Here is a 25,151-nt window from a genome sequence, read left to right on the forward strand (position 1 = left end):
TAAGTGGCCGAATATATTTAGCTAATTCCTAAAGATGGTGCCGCCCGTGCAGCCTTCTTGGCTAAAGGGTCAATTTATGGTATATACTGAAATAGAAGGGTTTGAATGGGATATGAGGAAGGCCCAAACAAACTTTGAAAAACACCGGATTAGATTTGAGGAGGCAATTAAGGCCTTTGACGATCCCTACGCGTTAATTGATGAAAACTTAAAAAGACAGGTGGGCTCAGAAAGCCGTGCTGTTTTAATCGGTGAGGCGGACGGCCGCATTGTTGTTGTGGTGGTTTTTACCCTGCGAAAAAGAGGGAAATCACTGAGAGTCATAAGCGCAAGACGTGCCAGTAAAAAGGAAAGAAGACTTTATGAAGAAGCAAAAAGAATTTCGTTTTGATAAAGCCCGCCGGGTTAGTGCTAAGGAAACGGAAGCGTTCAAGAGAGCTATTGAAGCTACTCTGGGAGTTAAAAGACCGGCGCGTGGACGTCCTGTAAAGGCGGCTAATGAAAAGTTTCAGCCTATTTCAATCAGGCTGCATCCGATGGTTATTGCTTGGGCGAAGAAAGAGGGAAAGCGTCGTGGGGTTGGCTATCAAACTATTATAAATGAAGTCTTAATGGCCAAGGTTGCTGCATAGCAAGGGGGGGCTATTTAAGGCGAGGAGTGGTTGCTTTGTAGGTTGCTTGTGCCTTTTCTCCAGTAATGGTGGCTTTATTTTCCTTAACCGCAAGAGCAAGATCCCGACTTGCTGTAGCAGTTGAGATTTCTGGGAAAAGCTCTAGGTATTTTTTCCGACTAAAAGAGTTCTCCCCAAAGTATTCAAGAGCAAAGTGAATTCGGTCAGTACTATTTACTTTTTGCGGGCGCTGTGCGGACTTAAAATGTTTAAGGGCAGTAAGAATGATCTCAAGTGAAAACTCCAGAAAGGCAGTGGAGTCTCCAGCCTTATCGGATTTTTCTAAGACCGAATAGTATTGCATCTGCTTTTCATGGATAAGTGTTTCTGTGGAAATATACTCAAATACCGGGGAGTGTTGCATAAGGAGCAATTGCTGCCAGAGCCTTCCCATGCGACCGTTGCCGTCTTCAAAGGGATGAATAAATTCAAGCTCATAGTGAAACACGCAAGCTTTGATTATGGCGGAAGTTTCTCGGTCCTCTTTGAGAAACTTAAACAGTTCTCCCATTAAATGAGGAACTTGCTTTGCCGGAGGAGCTACATGACTTACCTGAGTGCCCTTAAGAATACCAACCTGTCCAGTTCGATATTTGCCGGCATTTTTAACTAGACCTTGCATAAGTAGCTTGTGGGCTTTGAGAAGGTGTTTTTCCTGATTTGGATTGAAGGAGCTGAGGGAATCATAAACCTGAAGCGCATTTTGCACTTCCATAATCTGCTTTTTAGGGCCCAGAACCCTTTTCTTTTCCAGGATGGCGGTTATTTGTTCTCCGGTGAGTTCATTTCCCTCTATGGCCAAGCTATGCTGCACTGTCTGAATTTTATTTTCTTTTCTGAACTTTACCGATGGCTTACCTACACTATAGCCCTTCATTTCCCCTATGAGTTCATGGATTTTTGTCGTGAGAGAAAGGACTTTTGAGGTAATTTTAAATGGGGGATGAGTCATACGGTGATAGTATCATTTGATACTATTACCGTAAAGGATATCCCCAAATTATTCATGCCCAGACCCTATTAATACCTGCCGGACTTAATGTGTTCCGTTTCACTTAGTTTGACCGGGTTCGTTTCAGATACTTTGACCACCTGATTTTTGAGGGTTTATTGGTCTTTCTACTCGCTGTCAATATCGTTGAAAGTTATTCGTCCCTTCATGCGGTGACTGGGGCCTTCAAAAATGCAAATATGGGCATTCTCGAACATCCTGTCGATGGCAGCACTTGCCAGGATCGGATCGGTAAAAACTTGTGGCCATTCTTCAACGTCGCGGTTGCTGGTTAAGATCATAGCCGAATTGTGCTTGCGTCGATCAAATAAATCGAAGATCTCCTCACTCACGTCTCGTGGCATTGTTACGACGCCCCAGTCATCCAAGATCCATAGCTTTGATGTTAGAATTTGTTTGAATAAAACATCGAGCTTATTGTTCTCGCGCGCTTTACGGATCTTTGTCCCAAGTCTTTTTACACTCGTACAAAAAACACTGTGACCAGCCTGCGCAGCGCTCATCCCAAGAGCAATCGCAAGATGACTCTTGCCCGTGCCGGGACTTCCCAAAAACAATGCAATTTCGTTGTTCTCGATAAACTTTAAATCTTTCAGATCCTCGATTTTTTCGCGCGGGAGTTTTTTATTGAAATCCCAATTGAACTGCTCAAAGCTTCTTCGCTCTGGGAACTCCGCTTTCTTAATCCTTTTTTCTACGGCGTTATCTGCCCTTGCATCTAATTCCGTGGATAGAAGCTCACTGAGCCACTTAAGATCCTGGCTGCGTTTTCCTTTTTGAACTAAACCCTCGATCTCTGCGGATGCCGCGGGCATTCGTAACTGCTTTAACTGATCGCGTATCACATCTATTGTCATAACTGTCTTTCCTTTCAGTGGGCCTGGTTGCTATGAACCAGACGTAAATGGTTTTTATACTCACTCATGTCGCGCGCAAACTTACCTCCCACCGTCTGCGCGGATAAAACCTCCTCATGACGAGGAGCTTTGGGTTTTGGCTTTGCCATAATATTCAATAGTTGATGAACTGTTTTTAAATTTACCTGTGATAACTCCAGCGCTGAAAGGCAGGCCTTGTCGATGTCGGCATTGCTGTACTTCTTGTTCAGCGTCAGAAGACCCCATACGCTGCGTGTATCAACAAAACCTTCGCCTCGAGCCAAAATAATTCCTACAAAGCGCTCAACATTGACGCCGATAATTTTTGCTTGCTTCAGATAGTGACCATGATCTTGAAGAGTCTTCTCCCAAGACTCCTTGTAATGATCTTTACAGGCTTTACTTGTGAATTTATCTTGGATGCGCTCGTAAACTTCTAACAGTCGACCGTTGCAGTAGATACTTACTTGAACTGAATTACCAATCACCAAAGCTATTTCGCCTTTGAGTCTTGTGTCTACTCGGTAGTACTTGTTTGCAAAGCGAACATAACCATCAGACCTCACTGTTGAGCGAGTGATGGTTTCCACTTCGTAGCGTAATAAAGGAAGAGGCTTTAACAACGAGGCTTCATCGTTAAGAAACACATCCAAAGGTTTTTGTAGGTGAGTCCCGTGCTTTCTCTCATTGGCGATACTCATCTTTTTATTCATGTGTGACTGTGCGCCGCTCAGTGAATATTGGGACTTATCGTAGGATTCAAAAAGGCGACGCTTCATTGGAACCATTCGCTCCACTTTGCCTTTTTTCTCTGGAGAATAAGGCGGCAATGCCTCGACAACGAACCCGTAGTGCGAGGCCAGTCTTTCAAAGGCCGGGTTCAACGTCGGCTCGTGCTTTGATGCCTCATGAACAAAGACTTTGGGATTATCAGAAGTCACTTTACGAGGGACTCCGCCAAGTTCCTCAAACATGCTTATTAAAACTTCGGCAGTTGTTTCAAAGTCGAGTTTCTCTACAACTCGGGCCATCTCGTAACGAGAATGCCCAAGAACGCCAACGAAAATCCAAATTGTTTTTTTCTTTTTTGTGACAGGATCGACGACGTCAAAGAGCTTTCCCCAGTCCACCTGCAGACATTCCCCCGGTGAGTGAACAAGCTCCATCACATTGCGCGCAGGTGCGGATCGCATAAGTTTGTGGCGGTGAATGTAGCGGTAGAAGTTAGATCGCGGGACAGAGAGCGGAAGCTCTTCAAAAATACTTTGCGGACTCCAGCCAAGTTCAATGCGCTCCTTGATCCATTCGCGCTTGGGATCTAAGATGGCATCCGTTTCAATGGCCTTCTCGCTGCGACCATCGCGCAGCGGAAACAGCGCCTCTGGGTAAGGTGGGATTTCTTTTGAGGTTTTGCAGTAGATTTTCTTCTCTGGGTTTGCGACGGCTACATAGCCATGCTCTATCGCCTGGTCGCGGATTTTTATGACGTAACCTTTGCCTTTACCAGTTGATTTAGTCAGTGCGGTGAGTGAGTGTCCTTCGCGAAGGCCTTCGACGATTTTTCGGTCCACTGTGATTTTCTCCAAGTCCTTTTTTCTGAGTTTCCGCATGCGTATTCCTTGCTGTAGTCTGGTTGTTAAACCAGCAGCTTAGCGCATGGGATCAGATGGAGAAAATGTGCTGAAAACGTAAGCAATTGCCCGGTCAAATTAGGTGGGATTTACTTCCCCCAAAGCCGGTCCACTTACGTGGGATTTGCCCCCCTTGAAACCGGTCAAACTACGTGGGATTGGACACTTAATGCCCGAATCATCATTTTTAATAAAAATTTATAAGTAAAATCAATTATTTACCATGTTTACCATATTATTTACATTTACATGGTAACAATAGTATTTATAAGTTAACATGTCTCTATGGAGACAGCTCGAATTAACACCCTTTTGGGGGACTTGATATCCTTTAAAATAGTAACAATTACTCCTAATGTGGAAATTCCAAAGGGGATTCCTCATCTTGTCTTGAAGAGCTATCGACTAACAACAGCCAATATTCAGGGGCTGGCATTTATCTTAGCTGAAGCCGCTTCTGATGAAGTTGAAATTAAAAAAATATTGCTACATCAAGATATTTTGAAAAAGGCAGCGGCAAAACCCGTCATGTTTATATTCAATGAATTAAAGTCTTATCAGCAGAAAGCTCTGATGGGTCACAAAGTAAATTATGTCGATATGCGGGGAAATATTTTTTTGCCGGATGCTTTGTTAGCAGTTCGGGCTGCAAATGAAAAAGCGGCGGCATTTCCTGCGAAGCTAAGTTTACGAGGTAAAGCGGCAATTATTAGATATCTTGTTGTGGGTGATATTCATGGGAAAACAGTCAGTGACTTCGCAGATTTCTTTGCGATTTCCAAAGTGCATGCCAGTCGTTTGGTTGAGGAACTTAGAACGTTTGAGTTGATTAAAATAAATAGAGAAGGTGTCAGTAAGCATGTCCATTTTTTACCCAAGCGCGAATTGTGGAACCAAGCTAAAGGTCTTCTGGGAAGTCCGGTAATCGCGCGTATATATTTGAACAGGAAAACCTTCGGAGCAAAACTTGCGGGGTATTCTGCCCTAGGACATCTAACGATGCTGGATGGCGGAATGGTTCAAACTCAGGCGATCGGCAAGAAAGACTTTTCCAAGATCGAGGCGCAGCTAAAAGCAGTTCCAAAAGAGTTGGCGCAATACTGTCTTGAAGTATGGGAGTGGGACCCCAATGCGATATCCGAAGGTAGTACCGTTGATCCGATTTCCCTCTATCTAAGTATGCAAGATAGTCACGATGATCGTACGCAAATTGCTCTTAAAGAACTTCTTAAAACCGTATTGGGGGATTAGTGGTTCATGGTTTAGAGCATTTCACGAAGAGGCTGGCCGCTTTTCGTGAGCATTACGTTATTGTTGGCGGTGTTGCTGGAAATTTGCTGATGTCGGGATTGGGAGTCTCCTTCCGGGCTACGAAAGATCTGGATATCGTCGTTTTCATGAAGCCTGATCCTGCCTTTCTTAAGAACTTGGCAGATTATATTAAAGACGGAGAGTTCGAGAATAGAGAGAAGTCAGCAGGAGTGGCTCAGTACTATCGTTTTAACAAGCCTAAAAATCCAGAGTTTCCCAAGCAGATTGAGTTGTTTTCAAAAAAACCTGAAGATTTAGAACTATTTGATGAGCAACATATCATCCCTTTGCAGAAGATTGAAATGGGAGATCAGTTCTCTGGTATTCTGCTGGAGGATGACTACTATGACTTAATTCAGGCGAATGCGATTGATGGAGACCACTGTAAATTTATTAGTGCAGTCGCACAGATTCCATTAAAGGCACGGGCTTTTAACGAGCTCAGAGAACGCCGTGAAGGTGGCCATAAGGTGGATGGAGATGATATCAGAAAGCATCGCAACGATATTCTATTGTTATCCCAGGCACTTCCGGCTGGTGAGTCACTGAAGATTTCAGGTCTTCCCTTGGTGCATCTTAGAACGTATTTGGATGAAATGTCGGGTTTGGTGAAAGATGCAGGTGTTCTGGGGTTTTGTCGAGGTCAAAAAATTGGATCACCCGAAGAAGCATTAAAAATTATCGAAGGGTTTTATTTTTGAAAGAAAACTGGAGGGAAGAACCCTCCAGTTCAATCAGCTGCCTAGAAGTGAGCCAATGCGCCCAAAGTGATTACGTTGGCAGTGTCTGTAGGAGCTCCATCGCTATCTACAAAAACTTTCTCGTCAGCTTTGTCCATGCGGTACTCAACATAAACATTTAGGTTTTCGTTAAGAACGATTTTATCCCCAACTGTCAGTGAATCTACTTTTTCGCCAGCGCCGTATTTTTCTAAGGTGCTTGTCCCGCGGACCATTTCATAACGGAGAGCCAGGTTATTCATGCCTAGACCATAAGTGATCAAAGCTGTGCTGGCATCTGCCCAGTGAGTTCCAGAACCATCAGGTTTTGTGGTGTAGGAATCATAGATCAAAGCTGCGAGCATGTTTTCAGTAATTTGGTAAGAAGCCCATACGCTGGAAGCAGACTTTTCAACTTTTGTAGCGCCTGGCTTGTCGGTACCCAAGTAGTATCCAGCAAACCATGTGAAGTCGCCAGCGATCTTGCCAGTGAAAGAAAGCTCCGTTGTTTTAGTTGGTGTGTAGTCTTCACCGAAAGCGCCATATTGTGCTTGATTGTAGGTGGAAAGAGTTCCAGTTAACCAGTCGCCAGCAACGTACTTTGCACGCAAACCTTCACCATAGCCAGGAACGATGCTTTGGTAAGCGATAGTCGTGGTGTAGAAAGCATTTTCATACTTCATAAGTGATTCGTAGCCCATTGTTGTCAGGAAGCGGCCAAATCCAACGTAAAGGTTCTGCATTGGTTTGTAGAAGATTTCTGCCTGCTCTAGCGCGCCGAAGTTATTGGTGGAAGATTTGGCATTTGTGGGTGTTGCTGGGGTATCGACTTCGGAGATGTATGGTGTAGGCGAGTACGCCAAACGAGTCAGGAAGTAGATTTGATCTGTTTCTTTGCTGATTAGTACCTGAGCGTTGCGCAAGCGGTAGGTCTCATTGGTTACACCATCGGTATATTGCATTTTATTGCCTTTGGTGGACAGGAGGCTGAAGTCGAAAGCGACCTCACCGTTCACTGTCAGGCCAGAGATTTCAACAGCTTGCGCACTGAAACCGCACAAAATTAACAAACCCGCGACTAGTACATTCTTTTTCAAAGTAGCTCCTTATATATAGTGTGAATGTTACGGATACCGAAAGATGGTAAGACCTAGGTCCAGCTGTGTAACGTAAAAACATTGTAAAGCTAGACCTTGATCTAGCATGACATGGCGAATTTGAAATTTCGCGTCAATTGTCATTTCTTAAATCTTTTTTGGACCTCAAACCGTGTTCTATTGTCCACCGGACCTTTGGCGCTCCTCAAAAAAAGGCCCTTTTGATATCTCCACCAAACCCGCTGCTGGCGCGAGTTTGAGTGGAATAATTGTTCTAAAAAAGTAGATTCTGCCGCACTGGTGTATGGTCGCAGATTGATGTGTTCGGAAGGTCACAAGTTGAATCGCGTTGATGAAGTTTTAAGCGTGATGAAAACGTACCGAAAATTTTTGTTGTTGATCTTGGGCTAGGTCCTCATTAGCATTTTTTGTGTACTCGATTAAAACTTTTAATGGATTTAAAAGAAATCATACGATTGCAACGAAACGAAAGGATGCAACAATGAAAAAACTTTTAGTAGTAGCAGCTTTGGTAACAGCAGCAGCTCCAATGGCGATGGCTTCTAAGGCTCGCGTTAGTGCTTTGGCAGGTTCTCGTCAACTAGTAGACTTCCAAACTGCTTTCGACAGACCATACCAATTCATGGCTCTTGGTACTCAAGCAACTATCGAATGGGGTGCTGGGGATGAAAAATACTTGGTAGGCTCTGGTGCGACGCCTGCTGATGGTTCATTCACTGCAGCTAATCCACACGCTGAAGGTGGCTTCTTGATGAAGCATGACGACTATGCTTACGGTGTTTACCTGGGCCGTCGTTCTTCTGCATTCAACGATGCAGTTGAAGCTGCTGGTGTTCCAAACATGATGCGTGAACAGAACCCAATCAACGTATTCTACGCTTCCAAAATGGGCGAGTGGACTTGGGGTGCGACTGTAAAGTACTCTAATGGTAAAGACGAAGTAGCTGGCGGTACTATCGCTGCCGGTGGTGCGGACATTGTTACTGCAGAAGCTTCTTCTCTTGGCTTCGCAGTTGGTGCTTCTAACGGCACTTTCGATGTTGAGTTGGTTCAGGGCTTGACTGGTAAGTCTACTTTTGACAAAGACGAAGTTGAATCCAAAGGCATGACTCAAGTTGGTTTCGGTTACCACATCAATGAGAATATGGAAGCATATGCTCAGTACGGTATGGTTAAAGCTGACATCACTGACGGTACTACAGATTCTACATACGAAAAGACTGGTTACGCAGTTGGTTTCGTAAACACTGTAACTAAAACTGAAGATGCTAACTTCTTCTACGGTGTAGCATACGCTTCCGAGAAAATCGAAGATGAGCGTGAGTCTTCTGTTCTTCCAGTTTGGATGGGTATTGAAGCTAACGCAACTTCTTGGATGGTTCTACGCGGTTCTGTAAAACAGAACATCTTGTTGAACGAAACAAAAATCACTGCAGCTAACGACAAAAAAGTGAATGTTGATTCTATCGCATTCAACGCAGGTGTTGGTTTCAAATTGGGCAAAGGTATGTTGGATGCTAACTTCGGTACAGCTAACCAAGGTCACCTGTCCTTCACTGATGGCGCAGGCGCTGACAAGTTCTTGTCTAACGTAGCTTACACTTACAACTTCTAATCCAAGTTGTTAGATTAAGTCTAAAGACACTAAAAAGCCCAGGTAACCCCTGGGCTTTTTTTTTATTTCCTAATGATCTTCCAGCAAGCTTATCAGAGCCTTTCCACTCAGCTTCGCTATTTCATCCTGGTTCATCACCGCAAAAATTAGTTCACGCACACAAGGCCGACGTGCTTGATCATGTTGTTAGTCATTTGCTGATGTTTTTGTATTTAAGCAAATCATGGGCGGCCGAGCAGAAAACTGAAGTAATGGTCGTATTTAACTGAAATCCGCAAGCCTGAAGTGGGTCCCCTAGTGGTTGATGGTTTCAAATTCTTTCTGAAAAACTCAAGAAATACTCAATTCAAAGTATGAATAAAACTCTTCTAATGTCTGTCAGGTAAGTTGATGTTAGTTTAGTTTTGACACTGCTTTAACACAGCAAATTGAATCAATTCTTTAGTGGTAATATAGAACGTGAGAAGGAGCCATGAAGAAGAAAGTACTTCTTGTTGATGACAACAAGGACTTTGCACTGCTTTTCCAAGCGAAGTTCAGTCATATTGGCGAAATCCAGTGTGCGCACTCCTATGAGGAGGCTTTGAAGTGCCTTGGTCAGGGGTCATGGGATTTATTCTTTCTTGATCACAATCTGGATGGAAAAACCTGCTTTGATCTGATTCCGGTCATCCGCAGCGCTCACCCTCGCTCTCATATTATTATTGTCACCGGCCATTCCAGCAAGGAGATGGCGATCAATGCCATCAACTATGGTGTCAGTGGATTTATTGAAAAACCCATCATGGAAGAAGAACTCAACAGCCGCTTGCGGGCCATTGACTGGTTTAGTTCTTCGTTGATTTTAAATCAGTTAAATAGAAGTGCCAGTTTCAAGGGGCGCTCCTGCTCTTTGACTCGTGTTGAGTACATCATATTGGAAACGCTTTATACCAAATCACGCCAGTTGATCACTCGGGAAGAGCTCGAAAAGAATATCTGGGGTGGTCGTCATGTGGCCAAAAACTCCCTGGATACTCACTTGTATAATCTGAAACGCAAGTTCCCTGAATTGAAGGACCATCTGTCGTCGGTCCACGGCTCTGGCTACATTCTGAATATCTAGTTTAAATAAAAAAGCCTCTCGACAGAGAGGCTTTTGCTTTAAAAGGGGAAACCCCAGGCCTTGGGGGGGAATAGACCTGGGGTTCGGGGGTTTGTTCAGATCTTTGTGAATTAGCGAACGCCTGCTTTGGTCGTCGTTTTCACATCTTTGGCAACTTGAGTGAATTTTGCAGGAGGATTCGTATTTGCAAAACGACCTACATTCACTTTGCTGTCACACTTTGTAGCTGCAAAGGACATTGTTGCTGTGACTGTGATGATGGCTGCTGTGAAGATCTTAGCGAATGTCATTTTGTACTCCTTTGCGATACGCGGTATACATATCCCTAATGCTATGACCGTGCCAGAGCTCGCGTTTTGGAATGAGAATTTGCCAACGAGCTTTCAAGCACTTATAAGGGCTCATTCTCAGTGTGAGATCGCAGTGCCAAAGCGTGCCCTAGATTGCGCGCGCCCTGTTAGAAAAGTGACGGAGTTGCCAGGTGAGTTCTCTTTATAAGTCCATCGGTCTCATTTTGATCGCGATGCTGTCCATTCAGTTTGGAGCCTCTGTTGCCAAGGGTCTGTTCCCGGTTGCAGGGCCTGCGGGCACCACGGCTTTGCGCGTGTTTATCTCTGCGTTGATTCTGGTTCTGGTGATGCGCCCCTGGAAAGAAAGTTATTCTGGTCAGCGCCTGAAGTCTTTAGCCGCCTACGGAATTTCGTTGGGCTTTATGAATCTGCTGTTTTATTTTGCCCTTGAGCGCATCCCCCTGGGCATTGCTGTGGCGTTGGAGTTCACTGGCCCCCTGGCTGTGGCCTTGTTTTCTTCAAAGCGCGCTTTGGATCTGTGCTGGGCGGTGCTTGCCGGTGTGGGAATTTATCTGGTTCTGCCGACGTCCGAAGTGTCCCAGGCCTTGGACCTGACCGGAGTTGTTCTGGCCCTGGGCGCAGGAGCTTTTTGGGGCCTTTACATCATCTTCGGAAAAAGAGTGGGGAATGCAGAAGGGTCTTCTTCTGCCAACGCGGCCGTGGGAATGTGTTTTGCGGCTTTGGTGACTTTTCCGGTGGGGTTGTTTACGAACTTTGAACAGGTCACCAATCCTTCTTTGTGGCCTATGGGGATAGCGATCGCGATCCTTTCCAGTGCGTTACCGTATTCGTTGGAAATGAAGGCGATGCGAGACATGCCAGCAAAAACTTTCGGCATCCTGATGAGTCTGGAACCCGTGGTTGCGACCGTTATAGGAATAATATTTTTACGAGAGACCTTGGCACCGGTGCAGTGGGCAGCCATTCTTTGTATCGTGATCGCCTCTGCAGGCAGCACCGTCACCGCGCGAGCACGCGGTAAATAAAAAAAAGCCCCGTGTGTTAAGTCCGGGGCTTTTTGGATTTTTTTATTTGTCTGATTAGTACGTCAGTTCGTCGTGCTTCTTAATGCCGCGAATATTATAGCTAGGGTGCTGATTCTTGAAATTGTTGATTTCACTATTCAGCTCCTGAATTAATTGGCGCGACTTTTTCAAGTCGGATGATTTTGCGATTTCCTTTTGAATTTCAGTTGCGGTGGTGACCGTCTGGCCTATAGCACTCAGAAGACCATTGGTGTTTTCCATGTCGCTTAGTTCATCCTGCAGTTTTTCCAGCTCTTGAATTTTGGAATTAATAGTCATGAGATTTGAATCCAGTTCAGCGGCATCCCACTTGTCTTGATTGAAGCCCATTTGAAAGTCGTCTCTTTCAGCGGCATCTGCCTCTGTAGCCTGGAGTTTTCCTTCCATGTTAATACTATGGTAATCCTCAGCCATTGCTTTAACAGAACCCAAAACCATGATAACGGCCATTGCCAATACAATCTTCTTTTTCATAACTCTCTCTCCTTTAGGAATTTTCTTCCAATCAGAATGAATGCGAGCAACGTGCCCGCTTGGAAAGGAATTAGAAGCCTCGGGGTTGTCTAGAGATATGACAGAGGCCTAACAGCGGCATACAGCGAGGGAGCCTCTCGGGTTTTAACTGTGGGTAGGTTTTATGCCAACTGGCTATATTTGAATAGAGCCCTCGTATCCATGTGTCTCGAATTGAGAAAGCCACACCGTTGAAGGATCTTAAGCATGAATGATTCCTCGTTCTGATAATTGTAAGCCATCGCCTTTAAAACTCTGATCTTATTATTGAGTCCTTCACTGATAGCCGTCGTCAAATTAGATCGTATATAAGCCTCAATATTCATTCGATACTTTCTCACTTGAAGAGCAAACTTTCGCAGCGGAAGGAGTTTTGAGTCACGAACCAAGCCGTACCATTTCGTAAGCCGAGATCTAAAACCTTGAACACCTTTTTCTTCCAATACTTTGTGAAAGTATTCAACGATGATCATGGCATTTGAGATATTCGTATTTAGTACTTTTAATTTACCAAGCATATTATGCTCCTCAATAGATAAAACAGCGTTGCGTTCTAAAAACATGAACCGCTTCGAAGGGGATAGCATGATCTCTTCGAATTCTTTTTTGTTTTTCTTGGCTCTTTGAAACTCCTCTTTTCTGATTTTTTCAAAGTATTCGTTCATATTCTGAATCAAGTGAAATCTATCAACCGCGATTTCAGCATCTGGGCAAAGCTTACTAACGGCCTGGAAGTATCCTGGGTTCATGTCTATTGAAAAAAACTCTACTGATAATCGCTGAGGACGAGAGAGCGAACGCAGGCAGTTGGCTAACGCCATTGCATCCCGACCAGCGGCATTTGCAATGATCTTGGCCTCTTTAGTGCAGACTAAATTGGTAACGAACTTTACAGTCCATCTTGGTGCAAAGGGGTGGTCTCTCTTTGTTTCCGTTTCAGTTTTAAAATGCACCTCATCCGCGCTCATACGTGACACATCTATATCTTGCGTGAACTTCTTTAGATCCAAATTCTTTTGCATTTCTCGCATACGCCACTGATCTATTTGCCATAAAGTTTTTGGATCTGAACTCAAGGTCCTACTGGCTGCAGCGCAAGTGGTTTCTTCCATCAATCGACCAGCAGTTTCAACGAAACTACAGCTATGGCCTTTAAACTTAGAGTGGACTCCTGCCACAAATGCGCGTTGGATTTTATTGCAAATGGGGCAAAGGCCTCGTGGATAACGTAGTTGAATAACTACGTCTTTAAAAAGTCCAAGTGGAGGGACCTTGAGCTCACGATGACTCCATTGATGGAACTCCAATAGTGGATGCTCACAACTAGCGCAGCGCGCTCGCGCCCAGGGAAGCTCAGCTTTGATCCGACAAGATACAAAGTCTTCTGAAAGCTCCGCGTTGGTAATCGTTAAGTCTTGCAGACCCAACAAGCTGTTGATCAAATGATGAAGGTCCATCCTTGGCCTTTGTAATTTGGTGATTTGTGGTAAAAAAATCAAATCACAAGGTCAGCCAAGATGGGCCTTTTTTATTCCCACGCCACAACGCAAAAAGCTGGTCACGATGACCGGCTTTTCCCCAGGGTATGGGAGCGGGAAGCTCCTATGACAGGATGTCTTTCTTCTTATTTACCCACAGCTAAATCCCGAGAACCAGCGAGGGAGCCATTCTCAGGATGAGACGCGGGCCCCTAATAGAAAAGCAGCTCGAATTGTTCTGCCTGTTGTGACCAGAATTTCGCAGGTTTAAAGTTGTTTGTGAGAATAACAATACGAAGATCCGATTCAGGGATCAGAGCCATCAACGAGTAAGCTCCCAGAGAAGCCCCATTGTGCCAGTAGGCTTTATAGGAAGTGTCCTGGGAGCGAACCCAGCCATGGCGATAGTAGCTTTGGGGCTCCGTGAAAATCTTCTGAAAGTCCTTTTTTTGGAAAGTCCCCAAAAGCTTCGCCAGATCTCGGGTTGAGGACCGCACGCCACCGGTGCCGGCGGATCGATACAGGATCGTTTCAAGTTCTAAGCTGGTCTGCCATCGAGTGTAGGGCAGAAGGACCTTGATGGGAATGATGTCGTGTTTTGCAATCAGATCAGTTTCGCTCATGGCGGATTGTTCCGCCACATCTTTGATAACCCCAGCGAAGTTCTTGCTGCTTATAACTTCAAGCAGGCGGGATAAAACCAGATAGCCGAAGTTGGAGTATAGAAACTGACTGCCGGGCGGGTTCTTCAGATCATCGGCAGTCAGGGGAAGTTTGTCGATATTTTCGATGCTCCAGTCCGGGTTGACGGTTCTTTTTAAGAAATGAACAAAGCTGAGGTCGCGCCCAAATCCTGCCTTATGATCCAAGAGCATCTGAACGGTGATGGACTTCAGGGGTTCCTCGCAAAAGTTTTGCAGCCAGTGGCAGACCGGGGTGTTGAGGTTTAACCCCTGCTGGGAAAGTTCATAATACTTCCAGCCGACAAACGATTTGGAAATACTGGAAACCGCATACTGCAGATCCTGCGGTCCATCTTGAAATAGCACCTGATCACCTTGCTGAATCAGGATGGATCCCGATATAAGGTTTTTAGCTTTAAGGTCACTCCAGAGGGATTGGATTTTCTGAGGCAGTTCCGCCTCGGTGGTCGGTGAGATTTGAGGCTCGCAGGAAATAAACTGCAAGGCCACCCATGAAAAGATCAGTGTTGTTCCAATATAATCTGCAATCTTCTTTAGACTCATAAACGATCTTTTCATCGGGAAAGACGGTGGTTCGTCCACCGTCAAAGAATAGAATTTATTTGGTTTCGGCTTTCGGGACTTCAATATAGTCCGGCGCTACAAAGTCCACGGTGAAAGGATACTTGTAGGACTTGTAAGCTCCGATTTTGGGTTTGCCTGCGGAAACATAAGCTTCGTCCCACAAGGCCGCCAGCAGAACCGCTCCGCGAGCCATCTCAGTCACGATCATCGGCTTCATTTTCTTAAAGGCTTCAGTAGCGGGCTTTCTTTCGGCCGCTGTTTTTAGCTCCATCCCTTTTTCTTTTACCAAAGTGGATTTTTTGATCACGGGATCAAGTTTTAGAAGCTTTGGAATTTCGTTGTTGGAAATGACACTCAAAACTTTCATCTTCTCGATCGCGGTCTTTGGTTTTAGGAACGAAGGGTTCTTCATCGCACGAGCGGATTTCAAAACAAGATAATCCAAATCACCATCGAATTGACCCACGACCTGATCTTCGAAGTAAGCGTGAATGCCACCATGACCTGCGGCGTAGCCATCATAATCAGCCGTTGTGTGGAACGGCTGGCAGTTGTCACCGACGAAATGACCCATCAGGCCCATGGACACCACCATGTCGTAAGCCAGTTTGTTGTACGGAAGTTCGTTGTCTTGTTCCTCTTTGAAGTTGGTTGGAGCTTTCGCGGCTGCGAATTGATCCTTCAGGCTGGCAATATGGCGCATGAACTGGTCGGCTCTCCACCAGGAGGAACCGAACTCCTGCGGAATGGACTTGATCGTGGTGCCGTCGTTTTTGAATTTGTTCGGTTGACCGGTGAAGTCGGCCATCAGTTTTTTATAATCAACAGTGATGTCTTTGACGTCCAAACCAATCACTTCGATGTCGATGAAATGTGTGGAGTTGCCAAGCTTGGCAGCGTCACCGCCCAGGCTCTTCCAATAGAAGTCCGGCATGTTGCACAGGTGACCCATCATCTGGGGTTTGTGTTGCAGGTATTCTTTTAAGCCTGGCTCTTTCACCAGGAACGTAGCCACACGGCAAATGGTATCATGCCCGCGGCCGCCCCAAGCATGGGCTTGGGTTGAAGATAAAAGAATCAATGCCAACAATACGTTTTTCATAGTGACCTCTTCCTATTGGTGACCCAATGCCTTTGGAGCTCGGCTTTTGCCAATGAAGCCCGCAAGAGCAATGATAGTCACGATGTAAGGTAAAATTTGAACAAACTGAACGGGGATCTCAACACCACCGACCTGCACACCTTGCAGCCGGATCTGGATGGCATCTGCGAAGGCAAACAAAATACAGGCAGCCAAGGCGGGAAGTGGCTTCCACTTCCCGAAGATCAATGCCGCCAAAGCCATAAAGCCTCGCCCGCCGGTCATCATCGGTGAATAGGCAGAGGCCAGGAACAATGACAGACTTGCCCCGCCAAAGGCTGCAAAGCCGCCACTCAAAGTCACAGCCGCCCAACGCACTTTGCGAACACTGACTCCGCTGGCGGTCAGGGCTTCGGGATGTTCCCCGGCGAAAAGGACCCACAAACCAGAACGCGTGCGATACATCCAGAAGCTGATTGCTGCCACCAAGGCAATCGCCAACAACAAAGGTTCAAAGGTAAAACGATCTTCGACCAACAAGGCCGGTGTCGATCCGGTGGAGCTATACAGGATTTTTGTGATGAAGGGAATAAGACCCATCACCAGAAGATTGAAAGCCATGCCGGTGATAATCTGATCAGCTTTCAGTTCAATCACGAAGAAAGCATACAGAGCACCAATAATAAGGCCCGCGATCAAAGCTGCTCCCCATCCGGCCCAGGCCGAGGCCGTGCTGTAGCCCACAACCGCACCCGCAAAAGCTCCTATCAGCATGAAACCTTCCAGGGCTACATTCACCACGCCCGAGCGCTCGCTCATCAGGCCGCCCATGGAAGCAAAAATCAACGGAGTTGCCAGGCGGAGTGTTGCCAGAGTGAGTGCCAGAATCCAGGTCACTGTTTCCATTTAACCCTTCCTCCTTTTTTGCTTAAACCATTCCCAGTAACCCTGGGCGACGACGCCCAGAATGACCAGGGCTTGAATGATGCGGGAGAAATCACGAGTGATGGTGCTGGTTTCCAGATCTAGATCTGAGGCACCTTTGTGAAGGGCTCCCATAAGAAAAGCGGAAAGGATAATACCCAAGGGATTGTTACTGGCCATCAAAGCCACAGCAATACCGATAAATCCATAGTCCGGAGAAAAACCAATACGATACTGCCCAGCGCTGCCAACAACTTCTGAAAGGGCTACAAATCCAGCCAAAGCTCCGGCCAGGGTCATGGCCGCGATCTGTACTTTCTTTTCAGAAATACCTGCGCGATGAGCGGCTTCCGGGTTAGATCCCACCGCCCGCAACTTGAAGCCCCAAGCGGTTTTCCAGAGAAATATCCACATCAAAATCGCAAGTACAATGGCAAAAACCAAAGACGCATTGGCCGGAGTATCCGGGAACAGGCGGGCAATCAGATCATAGTCCTTAAACATGTAGTTCGGCGACACCAACGCTGTTTCCGGATTCTGTGAATCAGGGTTTGGAATGATTTTTAAGGTAAACCAACCCGCCAGGCCCGCGGCAATGAAGTTCATCATGATAGTGATGATAACTTCGTGACTGCCGCGCTCAGCGCGCAACCATCCGGCCATCCATCCCCAAAGCCCACCGGCGATCAGTGCAGCAGAAACCGCCAGAACGGGCGCCAGCGGAAAGGGTACGTGAGGAAACAAGACCCCCACAGCGGCCGCCGTAACAACGGCCATGGTCATTTGTCCTTCAGCGCCGATGTTAAAGAGCCCCGCATGGAAACCCATGGCAACAGAAAGACCGCAGAAAATAAGCGGAGTCGTGTAGGAAAGGGTCAGTCCCAGATCATACATCGAACCAAAGGCACTGCGGACCAGAATAGTAAATACATTCCAAGGATTTTCGCCAGCGAACAAGGTCAAAAGCAAAGCCAGGGTCAATCCCAGCAGGAAGCCGAAGATGCGTTTCACTGTCCACCTCCCATGGCCTTACCCAGGGCGATCTCGTTGAATTCAGAGCGCTTGAATTCGGCAACCAACTGGCCTTTATAAAGAACCACAATACGATCAGACAAAGCCATCAATTCATCCAGTTCGGAAGAGATTAACAGAACACCTGCGCCTTCATCCCGGCTTTTGCGAATCTCATTATGAATGAATTCAATGGCGCCGATGTCAACACCACGAGTGGGTTGGGCCGCCAGAATCACATCCGGTTTCTGCGTCAACGCTCGCGCCACGACCAGCTTTTGTTGATTGCCCCCGGAAAGTTTGCCAAAGGCAAGGTGCTCATTGGGGGGGCGGATGTCGTAGGTTTTCATGATCTCCTGAGTGCGCGCGATCAATTCGCGGGTTTTCAGGAAAAGTCCTTTGGTGAATCTATGTTCCTGCCCCAGCAGAAAGTTCTCATATACGGGACGTGACGGAAGAACACCAAAGCGCAGGCGGTCCTCGGGAAAGGCCTGCAGGGACCCATGGCACTGGATAGCGCCAGTCAAAGAGTTCTTATTCAGCGACTTGGCATCCAGCAGACAGCGAATCAGAACATCCTGTCCGTTGCCTTCAACGCCGGCAACACCGACGATTTCGCGGGACCGGATCTTCAAGTTGATATTGCGAAGTGTGTGGGTGCCCAGATCTGCGGAAAGATTTTCGATGTCCAGCAAGATTCTGGATTCATCAATAACTGAAACCCGCTCTGCCGGTGTTTGCATGCAGCGACCCACCATCAGGGCGGCAAGATCTTCGACCGAAGTGTCGGTTGTTTTTTTGGATTCCACCATGCGACCCGAGCGGAAAACGGTGACGGCGTCGGAAAGAGCCATCACCTCTTTAAGTTTGTGGGTGATGATCAGAATGGTTTTGCCTTCGGCTTTCAGTTTGCGAAGATTGGCAAAAAGATCCTGCACCTCTTGTGGGGTGAGGACGGCCGTAGGTTCATCCAGAATCAGAATGTCCGAATCCTGGGAAAGGATTTTCAGAATTTCTATACGCTGCTGTTCGCCGACAGAAAGATCCTCGACTTTGGCGTTCAGATCCACGTGAAAGCCATAGCGGTTGGCGATGTCAGTGATACGTTGAAGTTGCTCTTTGCGTGGAAGCAGGGAAAAGGCTGAGCCCTTTTGCTGCAGAAGTATGTTGTCCAGGGCGGTGTAAGGCTCTGCCAGCATAAAGTGCTGATGAACCATACCGACTTTGGCGGCCATGGCATCAATCGGGGAATCAAACTCAACAGCCTGTCCGTTGATCAGAATTTTCCCTGAATCCGGCCGGTACATTCCAAACAGGATTTTCATGGCTGTGGATTTGCCGGCTCCATTTTCACCCACGATGGCGTGAATGGAGCCTTTGGCGACGGAAAAGGAAATATCAGAGTTGGCGCGGACCTCGCCGAAGTATTTGCTGATTCCCTTAAACTCTACTGCAGCCGTCATGCGAATTACTTTTTCTTGTAGTAATCAGGAACTTGGATCTGGCCTGCGATGATCTTCTTTTTGATCTCTTCGACCTTTTTCTTCATATCGGGAGTGATGAGCTTTTCGTTGTGCTTATCCAGTGTGTAGTTCACGCCTTCGTTTTTAAGTCCGTAAAGTACAGTTCCGGATGTGAACTTTCCAGCCTGGGTTTCTTTGATGGTGTCATAGACGGCGATGTCGACAGCTTTCATCATGCTGGTCAGGATGACACCTGGTTTGATCCAGTTCTGATTTGAATCCACACCGATGGCGAATTTCCTTTTTTCTTCGGCAGCATCAAAGACGCCAGTATTGGAAGCACCAGCAGCCACGAAGATCACATCGCTGCCCTTGGCGATCTGAGCTAGCGCCAGTTCTTTGGCTTTGGCTGGATTGTTCCAGGCCTCGCCAGTGACACCGACGTAGTTTTCTGTGAATTTGATTTTCGGATTAACGTACTTTGCCCCAGCAGCATAACCCATCGAGAATCTGCGAATCAGCGGGATGTCCATGCCACCCACGAAACCGACAGAGTTTGTTTGAGTGGCCATGGCAGCCAATGCGCCAACGAGGAAAGATCCTTCATGTTCTTCAAAAAGCAAAGAGCGAACATTAGGTGCTTTGACATCACTATCGACGACAGCAAATTTCACTTTTGGGAACTGAGCCGCCACTTTTTTAACTGCATCCTGTTGCGCGAAACCGATGCCGATAACCAGGTCGAAGTTCTTACGAGCAAAAGAGCGATGCAGATTTTCAATCGCGTTGGTGTCGGTGGCTTCAACGTATTTCAGATCGATCTTCAAATCCTGTTCTGCTTTCTTCGCTCCCAAGTAAGCGGCAGAGTTGAAAGACTTATCGTCTTTGCCACCTTTATCGAGAACCAGACCAACTTTAAGTGTGTTTGCTGAAGAAAGCGTGCTACATGACAAGATTAACAAGGTCGTAAGAATACTTTTAACCATGTATCGGACTCCATAGAACCTCTTTTAACAGGCAGTAATCTGTCGAATAAGAGGTTGAAATTACGAAAAAATTCCAGTTTTGAGTTGGGCTGAAAGTAGGGGACGTGTCCCTGTGAGTCAAGTCAAAAGGATGTTAGGACCTTCGAGGAGAGGCCGTTACAAGGTTGTTATGTCGAAATTTCAATTAGGAAGCTGTATAATACCAGCTTAGGATGGCTTCAACGAATAACCCAACGAAGAAAGCTCGGAGGTAATAGAGTATGGAATCTCAGACGATACTCAACGGCGGAGTAAACTCCCTTGGTTTTATGGGTGGTCAAAACCTAAGTATTCCAAGTACTTCAAACGTTCCCTACGAAGTCATTCATCTCAAGGAAGAAGAGATGATTTTTAAAGAAGGCGAACCGGTGAAGGGTCTTTACTACGTTCAGTCAGGATGTGTTAAAGTTGTTGTTAACCGTTCGCATGCGCGCGGCCGCACAACGACCAACGAATATGTGACAAAGCTGGTTTCCCCAGGGGAGTACTTTGGGTACAAAGCCCTTGTCAAAGGAACCCCCACGCAGAGTCACGCCAAAGCTGTGAAATCGACAGTTCTTTGGTTGTATCCACGTGAACTTATTCAAGTGGCCATGGCGCAAGCAAGTCCACTGATCAAGTTGCTTTTGAATCAAGCTGTGAATGATCTGGAGTCGTTCGAAACGACCAGTCAGTTGCACTATCTGGCATCTGTGCAAGAGCGCATTGCTTACCAGTTGGTGTTGTTGGCTGACAGATTCGGTGTGCAGACGCCAGCGGGTATTTCTCTGAATCTGAAACTGACACGAAATGAATTTGCCCAGCTTGCCAGCACGATCAATGAATCCTTGTCACGTCATCTGACAGAGTTCAAAAACGAAGGACTGATTGATTTGAATGGCAAAGAGATCATCATCAAAAACAAAGATGGTTTGATGAGAAGATCTGGCAACTTCTAGTTCTTTCAAACTTCTATCTGCTGACAGAATCTTATGAACCCCGGGTTGTATGCTTCGGGGTTTTTTTATTTTAAAGCCAGGATTCAGGTATGAAGATGGCGCTAACGGCGGCCTTGAAACGCTTCCACCAGCTTGTCTCGGGGTCAGTGAAGTAGGTTTTTTGCAGAGGGCCGTCTTGTGTCTTCCATTGAAGGTTTTTATCGGTCGCCAGCACCACTTCATAGGTGTCTTCGGCAAGATCCTCCATAAATCGGTCGGCCACGGTGCGCGCGAATTCGGGGCTTTCCACGACGACCCCGACTTCGCTGTTTAAGGTGACGGAACGGGGATCTAAATTCATCGAGCCGACAAAGACTTTCTTGCGATCAAAGACAAACACCTTTCCGTGCAAGCCAGAGCTTGAAAAGCTGCCAATGGTTTTTTGCTTCTTTTTCTTTTTGCTGACTGGGTTGGGTTTAAGCTCAAACAGCTTCACGCCGTTTCTCAATAAATCCTGGCGATACCCCTTATATCCGGAAAAGACAGTGGCGATATCACTGGAAGCCAAAGAGTTCGTCAGGACAAACGCCTGAACACCTCGGTCGCGCAAGCTGCCAAAAAAATTCACACCCTTTTCACCCGGAATGAAATAAGGGGAAACCAGCAACAGTTCCTTCTTGGTTTCTTCAATTAACGGATAAAGCTGGTAGGGCAGATGCTGATCTTTAAGGTCATCCATTTTGCTCAACTTGGCTGGGGGATCGATGATGACTTCGGCCTTCCCCCAGAAGAGCTTCAGAGGCTCTTTCGTGAACTGGCGGACCATCGGGGTGTCCTGCAAAGCTTCGGCGTAGCGAGTGGCCTCGGCTTCCTGAACAGAGTTGGCAAAATCCTGACGAAGATTCTCTAAGTCCGCCGGACTTGCCTGAAAGTGGTTTAAAGTCGTGATGGGATATGAAATTTCACTGTTCCAGTAGGTGTCGAATTCCTGTGACAGACTTTGCACGACAGGGCCAAAAGTCCAAAGATCAAAATCACCGAAGTTCATCTCGGTGCTGGCATCGAAGTATTCATTGGCAATATTGCGACCGCCGATGATGCCGGCTTGGTTGTCGACGATAAAGACTTTGTTGTGCATGCGACGATTGACGGTGGAAAAGCGCATGATATCGAAAATTCTAAAGGATCTGCTGGCAAAAGGGTTGGCCATGCGCACTTCGATATTGGGATGGGAATCCAAAATCGCCAGCATTTTTTCATGCCGCGCCTGATTTAAGTCATCCAGAAGGATTCGCACTCGTACGCCCCGGTCTGCGGCGGTGACAGCAGAATGAAACATCAGGCGTCCGGTCAGATCATTTTCCCAGATATAGTATTGCAGATCCAAAGTTCGATCCGCCACTGCGACAGAGGCCATTCGGGCAATGAAGGCTTCAAGACCTGAACTGAGCGGATAAAAAGCGGACTGTCCGGGATGGGTTTTGAGTTGTTGGTCGATGGCTGTGCCAAGACGAGTTGTCGGATCGGGAGGAAGGCTGTGTGATTCTTTTCGATTGTTGTTTGGCGGCAGGGTTGAGCAACCCAGCATCAGGCCCGCAAACAAATGGATATAAAGAAGCTTCTTTAACACAAAAAACCCCGCAGTCCTTTATAGACTACGGGGCATTATTTAGGCACTCAAATGAATACTTCAGACGGCAGCCATTGGACTTGCCGATTCTGTCAAAGATGGAAGTTCTTGCCGTTGACAGGAGTGGGGCGACACAAGCCGGCTTCCAGCGGACGTTGGAAAATCTCCACGGCGCCAGCGGGAATCAGAGCTCTGCGAGGATAAATTGCATAGCCCCCTTGAGGCATCGCCACGATCATGTCATTCAGAAGATTTCGGCGCAGTTGCGTGTTCAAAAGAATCGGATCAAACGGAACCATCACGCGCACAGCAGCTGTCGTTTGTACCGGGACCCCGCCGCGTGCGACCACATCGCGAATTTGCACAGGCAAAGGATTAAAGCTCACGTCTAAGAAGCAATTTGGGCCCGTCGGACCGAAGCCCAAAAGATTCAAGGACAGCCCGCGCTGTTCCCAGTTGTGTTTTGAACTGACAGCATTCAGCAGATCCACGCGAGTCATGCGCGGTTCGCGGGACTTCAAAAGACCCAGGCCCGCAGCCACAATCGCTGCCGAGTTGGAGCTGCCACGATATTCAGTCCCATCTTCCAATTTCAATGACGACGGCGCCAGCAGGTCTGGTTTGTCGTGGAAGAAAGATGTCGACGAACGGTCTGAATCACTCGCGCCGACTGTGATCACTGTTGGATTGTCTGCGGGATTCAGCAATGTTTCCCCACGAGAATGGGACGGCATCACCAAGCCTTCACCATCTGCCGTGAGACGCAACTGATCGCGCTGAGTGAAATTGTTGGAACGATTCTTCACACGTAGGAAATAAAGACCCGGTTGCAATTCCACAGAGATTATTTCGCGCGGGTATTTGGAAAACCCGGGACGGCCCTCGTTGCGGTCGTCGGATTGTTTCAGGGCGCTGCTTTGAATTACGTTTAAAAGATCATCGGTCAAAGCCAGATCCAGGTCTTTGGTGGTACCTTCCTCAACGTTATCTTTGAAGTCATTCCAGGAAAGAACAATCTTCGCCGGACATTTTTTACCAGCAGCAGCCTGGCAGCGTAACGCCAGGGCATTGTTCTGATCCGGCATTTGCACCCAATTGTCGTGACCATTTGTGATAGGGCCATTATAGGTGGTCAGTGCAAAGTTGCCGGCCGCATTCACCCAGATCACACCTGCTCGAGTGGCGCGATTGACTTCCGCATTAATAAAGCCGCCACCATCAAAATTACCACCGTATTCCCAAACCTCAGAATAAAGAACCAGGTCATACTGGCGTGCAATCACGTCATCAATGGCCGCCTTGAAGTTGGAAAAACCAAAGGCATTATAAAGCGTCAGTTCCGGAATCCACTGTGTGGCCTTCATATCGTTGGTCATCATGGAAATCAGAATCTGCGCCATCTTTAAGCCATGCACGACTTTCAAGTTTTCAGGATTTGCCACCGGGCCTGCCACATAGCGAGTTCCCACTGGCAAAGTCCTGCCGATTTCCTTTTCATAGCCAAAGAAGCCCTTGTCCAGGACTGCAATCTTCAACTTGCGCCCCGGATTCTGAGCCGAGTAGTAAGGAGTAAAACCCAAAGAGTTTTTCAAAGAATCAGTATTGGAAAATGGCTTCGCTGCAAAAGCCCCAGAAGCCAAACAAAGCATCAAAGAAAGAAAAACAAAAACTTTCATATAAGTTCCCCCTATCACTATCTTCGAAGTCCAAGACCCAGGACTTACTTCGGCCCTTAGCAGAGGGTTCACCGCTTGCGACGACTCGGGCTCCTGCCCTCACCAGCCTGTCGGCTCTTTGAGCGGCCAACGCGTCCGCTGGCTGGAGGTCGTCTCCAGCGGTGAACCCTCTGCTAAGGGCGGCCAGGAAGGCCGCCGGACGCTTTACCAGTAGTAATTAGAGTAGTAGTAGTAGGAATAGTAGCCGTAGTTGTACGTGTAGCATGGTGTGTACCAGTTGCCGTACCAGTAAACGTAGCTGTAGTAGTTGTAGCCGCTGTAGAAGTACCAGCTGGAAGCGCCACCGTCTTGATCAAGTTCGCTGCGCACGTTGGCTGCTTGTTCGAAAGCACCTGTTTGCGCCAAAGTTTGCGCTTGAGCATCGCTTGTGAGGGGTGACGGGGTTGCCAATACCGCTGTTTGATTATTGCGGTTGTCCACGCGGATCACGACAGTGCCGTTCATGGATTGATTGGTGACGGACGATTCATTGTCCAGTTCACCGGCAAAGGCAAAGCTTGTTGCTCCCAAAGTCAGAGCAGCGACCAAAATAAGCTGTTTCATATCTGAAGCCTCCTAATGGCTGTTTGTTTTGCCTCTTTCTTATGCTTTCAAGAGCCCATGTCATCTGAAAACAGTCTGTAATTCGAAAGTCCTTGACGCACAACATTCCAAAAAGGTACGGCGTACC

The 25,151-nt window shown here is 47.0% G+C and carries 24 protein-coding genes; 8 read left to right on the forward strand and 16 right to left on the reverse strand.

Annotated elements, in window-relative coordinates:
* Window positions 1-76 precede the first annotated feature (76 nt).
* Window positions 77-391 carry a BrnT family toxin gene (locus ACZ5ZV_RS02680; protein WP_347359246.1) on the forward strand — a complete coding sequence of 105 codons (315 nt, stop codon included), beginning with the start codon at window positions 77-79 and terminating at the stop codon, window positions 389-391.
* Window positions 363-632 (forward strand): BrnA antitoxin family protein, encoded by a 270-nt coding sequence (locus ACZ5ZV_RS02685; protein ID WP_347359247.1) that lies wholly within the window; start codon window positions 363-365, stop codon window positions 630-632. Before ACZ5ZV_RS02680 ends, ACZ5ZV_RS02685 begins: the two co-directional genes overlap by 29 nt.
* Before the next feature lie 10 nt (window positions 633-642).
* Here ACZ5ZV_RS02685 and ACZ5ZV_RS02690 read toward each other — a convergent pair whose 3' ends face one another.
* From ACZ5ZV_RS02690 to istA, 3 genes are all read right to left on the reverse strand, one after another.
* Entirely contained in the window at window positions 643-1,548 is a 906-nt protein-coding gene (locus ACZ5ZV_RS02690) for a Fic family protein (protein ID WP_464119900.1), read from the reverse strand.
* Between the two features lie 242 nt (window positions 1,549-1,790).
* The gene (gene istB / locus ACZ5ZV_RS02695) at window positions 1,791-2,540 is read right to left on the reverse strand and encodes an IS21-like element helper ATPase IstB (RefSeq protein ID WP_464117240.1); all 750 of its coding nucleotides are present in this window, start codon (window positions 2,538-2,540) and stop codon (window positions 1,791-1,793) included.
* A 14-nt stretch (window positions 2,541-2,554) separates the two neighbouring features.
* Window positions 2,555-4,171 carry an IS21 family transposase gene (istA, locus tag ACZ5ZV_RS02700; protein ID WP_464117241.1) on the reverse strand — a complete coding sequence of 539 codons (1,617 nt, stop codon included), beginning with the start codon at window positions 4,169-4,171 and terminating at the stop codon, window positions 2,555-2,557.
* A 306-nt stretch (window positions 4,172-4,477) separates the two neighbouring features.
* Between istA and ACZ5ZV_RS02705 the strand changes: the two genes are divergently transcribed.
* Together ACZ5ZV_RS02705 and ACZ5ZV_RS02710 are read left to right on the forward strand one after the other, a co-directional pair.
* Window positions 4,478-5,443 carry a hypothetical protein gene (locus ACZ5ZV_RS02705; RefSeq protein ID WP_464119901.1) on the forward strand — a complete coding sequence of 322 codons (966 nt, stop codon included), beginning with the start codon at window positions 4,478-4,480 and terminating at the stop codon, window positions 5,441-5,443.
* Entirely contained in the window at window positions 5,443-6,204 is a 762-nt protein-coding gene (locus ACZ5ZV_RS02710) for a hypothetical protein (RefSeq protein ID WP_464119902.1), read from the forward strand. Before ACZ5ZV_RS02705 ends, ACZ5ZV_RS02710 begins: the two co-directional genes overlap by 1 nt.
* Before the next feature lie 41 nt (window positions 6,205-6,245).
* On the opposite strand, the gene ACZ5ZV_RS02715 is transcribed toward ACZ5ZV_RS02710, so the two are convergent.
* On the reverse strand, window positions 6,246-7,319 hold the full coding sequence (locus ACZ5ZV_RS02715; protein ID WP_464119903.1) for an outer membrane beta-barrel protein: 1,074 nt from the start codon (window positions 7,317-7,319) through the stop codon (window positions 6,246-6,248).
* Between the two features lie 502 nt (window positions 7,320-7,821).
* Here ACZ5ZV_RS02715 and ACZ5ZV_RS02720 point away from each other — a divergent pair.
* Both ACZ5ZV_RS02720 and ACZ5ZV_RS02725 read left to right on the forward strand, forming a co-directional pair.
* Window positions 7,822-8,955, forward strand: coding sequence for a hypothetical protein (locus ACZ5ZV_RS02720; protein ID WP_464119904.1), 1,134 nt, complete (start codon window positions 7,822-7,824; stop codon window positions 8,953-8,955).
* Between the two features lie 472 nt (window positions 8,956-9,427).
* Window positions 9,428-10,060 carry a response regulator transcription factor gene (locus tag ACZ5ZV_RS02725; protein ID WP_464119905.1) on the forward strand — a complete coding sequence of 211 codons (633 nt, stop codon included), beginning with the start codon at window positions 9,428-9,430 and terminating at the stop codon, window positions 10,058-10,060.
* A 110-nt stretch (window positions 10,061-10,170) separates the two neighbouring features.
* Here ACZ5ZV_RS02725 and ACZ5ZV_RS02730 read toward each other — a convergent pair whose 3' ends face one another.
* Window positions 10,171-10,350, reverse strand: a complete 180-nt coding sequence (locus ACZ5ZV_RS02730) for a hypothetical protein (RefSeq protein WP_464119906.1) — start codon at window positions 10,348-10,350, stop codon at window positions 10,171-10,173.
* Between the two features lie 233 nt (window positions 10,351-10,583).
* Here ACZ5ZV_RS02730 and ACZ5ZV_RS02735 point away from each other — a divergent pair, with 233 nt between their 5' ends.
* Window positions 10,584-11,396, forward strand: a complete 813-nt coding sequence (locus tag ACZ5ZV_RS02735; RefSeq protein ID WP_464121379.1) for an EamA family transporter — start codon at window positions 10,584-10,586, stop codon at window positions 11,394-11,396.
* 54 nt (window positions 11,397-11,450) lie between these two features.
* Here the strand turns inward: ACZ5ZV_RS02735 and ACZ5ZV_RS02740 are convergent, their stop codons facing one another.
* From ACZ5ZV_RS02740 to ACZ5ZV_RS02775, 8 genes are all read right to left on the reverse strand, one after another.
* Window positions 11,451-11,909, reverse strand: coding sequence for a hypothetical protein (locus ACZ5ZV_RS02740; RefSeq protein ID WP_464119907.1), 459 nt, complete (start codon window positions 11,907-11,909; stop codon window positions 11,451-11,453).
* A gap of 161 nt (window positions 11,910-12,070) precedes the next feature.
* Window positions 12,071-13,405, reverse strand: coding sequence for an ISL3 family transposase (locus tag ACZ5ZV_RS02745; protein ID WP_464117818.1), 1,335 nt, complete (start codon window positions 13,403-13,405; stop codon window positions 12,071-12,073).
* Between the two features lie 233 nt (window positions 13,406-13,638).
* Window positions 13,639-14,673, reverse strand: a complete 1,035-nt coding sequence (locus ACZ5ZV_RS02750; protein ID WP_464119908.1) for a serine hydrolase domain-containing protein — start codon at window positions 14,671-14,673, stop codon at window positions 13,639-13,641.
* Between the two features lie 55 nt (window positions 14,674-14,728).
* Window positions 14,729-15,796: a hypothetical protein gene (locus ACZ5ZV_RS02755; protein WP_464119909.1), complete on the reverse strand. Its 1,068-nt coding sequence runs from the start codon at window positions 15,794-15,796 to the stop codon at window positions 14,729-14,731.
* Window positions 15,797-15,808: 12 nt separating this feature from the next.
* Complete coding sequence (locus tag ACZ5ZV_RS02760) at window positions 15,809-16,681, reverse strand: ABC transporter permease (protein ID WP_464119910.1); 873 nt, start codon at window positions 16,679-16,681, stop codon at window positions 15,809-15,811.
* Entirely contained in the window at window positions 16,682-17,710 is a 1,029-nt protein-coding gene (locus tag ACZ5ZV_RS02765; protein WP_464119911.1) for an ABC transporter permease, read from the reverse strand. It abuts the gene before it with no gap.
* Window positions 17,707-19,173 carry an ABC transporter ATP-binding protein gene (locus ACZ5ZV_RS02770; protein ID WP_464119912.1) on the reverse strand — a complete coding sequence of 489 codons (1,467 nt, stop codon included), beginning with the start codon at window positions 19,171-19,173 and terminating at the stop codon, window positions 17,707-17,709. Before ACZ5ZV_RS02770 ends, ACZ5ZV_RS02765 begins: the two co-directional genes overlap by 4 nt.
* 5 nt (window positions 19,174-19,178) lie before the next feature.
* A complete protein-coding gene (locus ACZ5ZV_RS02775; protein ID WP_464119913.1) occupies window positions 19,179-20,159 on the reverse strand; it encodes a BMP family lipoprotein in 981 nt (326 codons plus the stop codon).
* A gap of 260 nt (window positions 20,160-20,419) precedes the next feature.
* Here ACZ5ZV_RS02775 and ACZ5ZV_RS02780 point away from each other — a divergent pair, with 260 nt between their 5' ends.
* Window positions 20,420-21,136: a Crp/Fnr family transcriptional regulator gene (locus tag ACZ5ZV_RS02780; protein WP_464119914.1), complete on the forward strand. Its 717-nt coding sequence runs from the start codon at window positions 20,420-20,422 to the stop codon at window positions 21,134-21,136.
* Between the two features lie 70 nt (window positions 21,137-21,206).
* On the opposite strand, the gene ACZ5ZV_RS02785 is transcribed toward ACZ5ZV_RS02780, so the two are convergent.
* The 3 genes from ACZ5ZV_RS02785 to ACZ5ZV_RS02795 all read right to left on the reverse strand — a co-directional run bounded on the left by ACZ5ZV_RS02785 (window position 21,207) and on the right by ACZ5ZV_RS02795 (window position 25,024).
* A complete protein-coding gene (locus ACZ5ZV_RS02785) occupies window positions 21,207-22,745 on the reverse strand; it encodes a phospholipase D family protein (RefSeq protein ID WP_464119915.1) in 1,539 nt (512 codons plus the stop codon).
* A gap of 92 nt (window positions 22,746-22,837) precedes the next feature.
* Window positions 22,838-24,421: a S8 family serine peptidase gene (locus ACZ5ZV_RS02790; protein ID WP_464119916.1), complete on the reverse strand. Its 1,584-nt coding sequence runs from the start codon at window positions 24,419-24,421 to the stop codon at window positions 22,838-22,840.
* 204 nt (window positions 24,422-24,625) lie between these two features.
* Window positions 24,626-25,024 (reverse strand): hypothetical protein, encoded by a 399-nt coding sequence (locus ACZ5ZV_RS02795; protein ID WP_464119917.1) that lies wholly within the window; start codon window positions 25,022-25,024, stop codon window positions 24,626-24,628.
* Window positions 25,025-25,151 lie beyond the last annotated feature (127 nt).

It is taken from the genome of Bdellovibrio sp. HAGR004, from assembly GCF_055397015.1.

Coding starts and splice junctions, on each gene's coding strand:
- ACZ5ZV_RS02795 (WP_464119917.1), bottom strand. CDS start 25,024: ATGAAACAGCTTATTTTGGTCGCTGCTCTGACTTTGGGAGCAACAAGC.
- ACZ5ZV_RS02730 (WP_464119906.1), bottom strand. CDS start 10,350: ATGACATTCGCTAAGATCTTCACAGCAGCCATCATCACAGTCACAGCA.
- ACZ5ZV_RS02790 (WP_464119916.1), bottom strand. CDS start 24,421: ATGAAAGTTTTTGTTTTTCTTTCTTTGATGCTTTGTTTGGCTTCTGGG.
- ACZ5ZV_RS02780 (WP_464119914.1), top strand. CDS start 20,420: ATGGAATCTCAGACGATACTCAACGGCGGAGTAAACTCCCTTGGTTTT.
- ACZ5ZV_RS02770 (WP_464119912.1), bottom strand. CDS start 19,173: ATGACGGCTGCAGTAGAGTTTAAGGGAATCAGCAAATACTTCGGCGAG.
- istA (WP_464117241.1), bottom strand. CDS start 4,171: ATGCGGAAACTCAGAAAAAAGGACTTGGAGAAAATCACAGTGGACCGA.
- ACZ5ZV_RS02745 (WP_464117818.1), bottom strand. CDS start 13,405: ATGGACCTTCATCATTTGATCAACAGCTTGTTGGGTCTGCAAGACTTA.
- ACZ5ZV_RS02775 (WP_464119913.1), bottom strand. CDS start 20,159: ATGGTTAAAAGTATTCTTACGACCTTGTTAATCTTGTCATGTAGCACG.
- ACZ5ZV_RS02690 (WP_464119900.1), bottom strand. CDS start 1,548: ATGAAGGGCTATAGTGTAGGTAAGCCATCGGTAAAGTTCAGAAAAGAA.
- ACZ5ZV_RS02755 (WP_464119909.1), bottom strand. CDS start 15,796: ATGAAAAACGTATTGTTGGCATTGATTCTTTTATCTTCAACCCAAGCC.
- ACZ5ZV_RS02720 (WP_464119904.1), top strand. CDS start 7,822: ATGAAAAAACTTTTAGTAGTAGCAGCTTTGGTAACAGCAGCAGCTCCA.
- ACZ5ZV_RS02750 (WP_464119908.1), bottom strand. CDS start 14,673: ATGAGTCTAAAGAAGATTGCAGATTATATTGGAACAACACTGATCTTT.
- ACZ5ZV_RS02685 (WP_347359247.1), top strand. CDS start 363: ATGAAGAAGCAAAAAGAATTTCGTTTTGATAAAGCCCGCCGGGTTAGT.
- ACZ5ZV_RS02705 (WP_464119901.1), top strand. CDS start 4,478: ATGGAGACAGCTCGAATTAACACCCTTTTGGGGGACTTGATATCCTTT.
- ACZ5ZV_RS02725 (WP_464119905.1), top strand. CDS start 9,428: ATGAAGAAGAAAGTACTTCTTGTTGATGACAACAAGGACTTTGCACTG.
- ACZ5ZV_RS02760 (WP_464119910.1), bottom strand. CDS start 16,681: ATGGAAACAGTGACCTGGATTCTGGCACTCACTCTGGCAACACTCCGC.
- ACZ5ZV_RS02740 (WP_464119907.1), bottom strand. CDS start 11,909: ATGAAAAAGAAGATTGTATTGGCAATGGCCGTTATCATGGTTTTGGGT.
- ACZ5ZV_RS02735 (WP_464121379.1), top strand. CDS start 10,584: ATGCTGTCCATTCAGTTTGGAGCCTCTGTTGCCAAGGGTCTGTTCCCG.
- ACZ5ZV_RS02680 (WP_347359246.1), top strand. CDS start 77: ATGGTATATACTGAAATAGAAGGGTTTGAATGGGATATGAGGAAGGCC.
- istB (WP_464117240.1), bottom strand. CDS start 2,540: ATGACAATAGATGTGATACGCGATCAGTTAAAGCAGTTACGAATGCCC.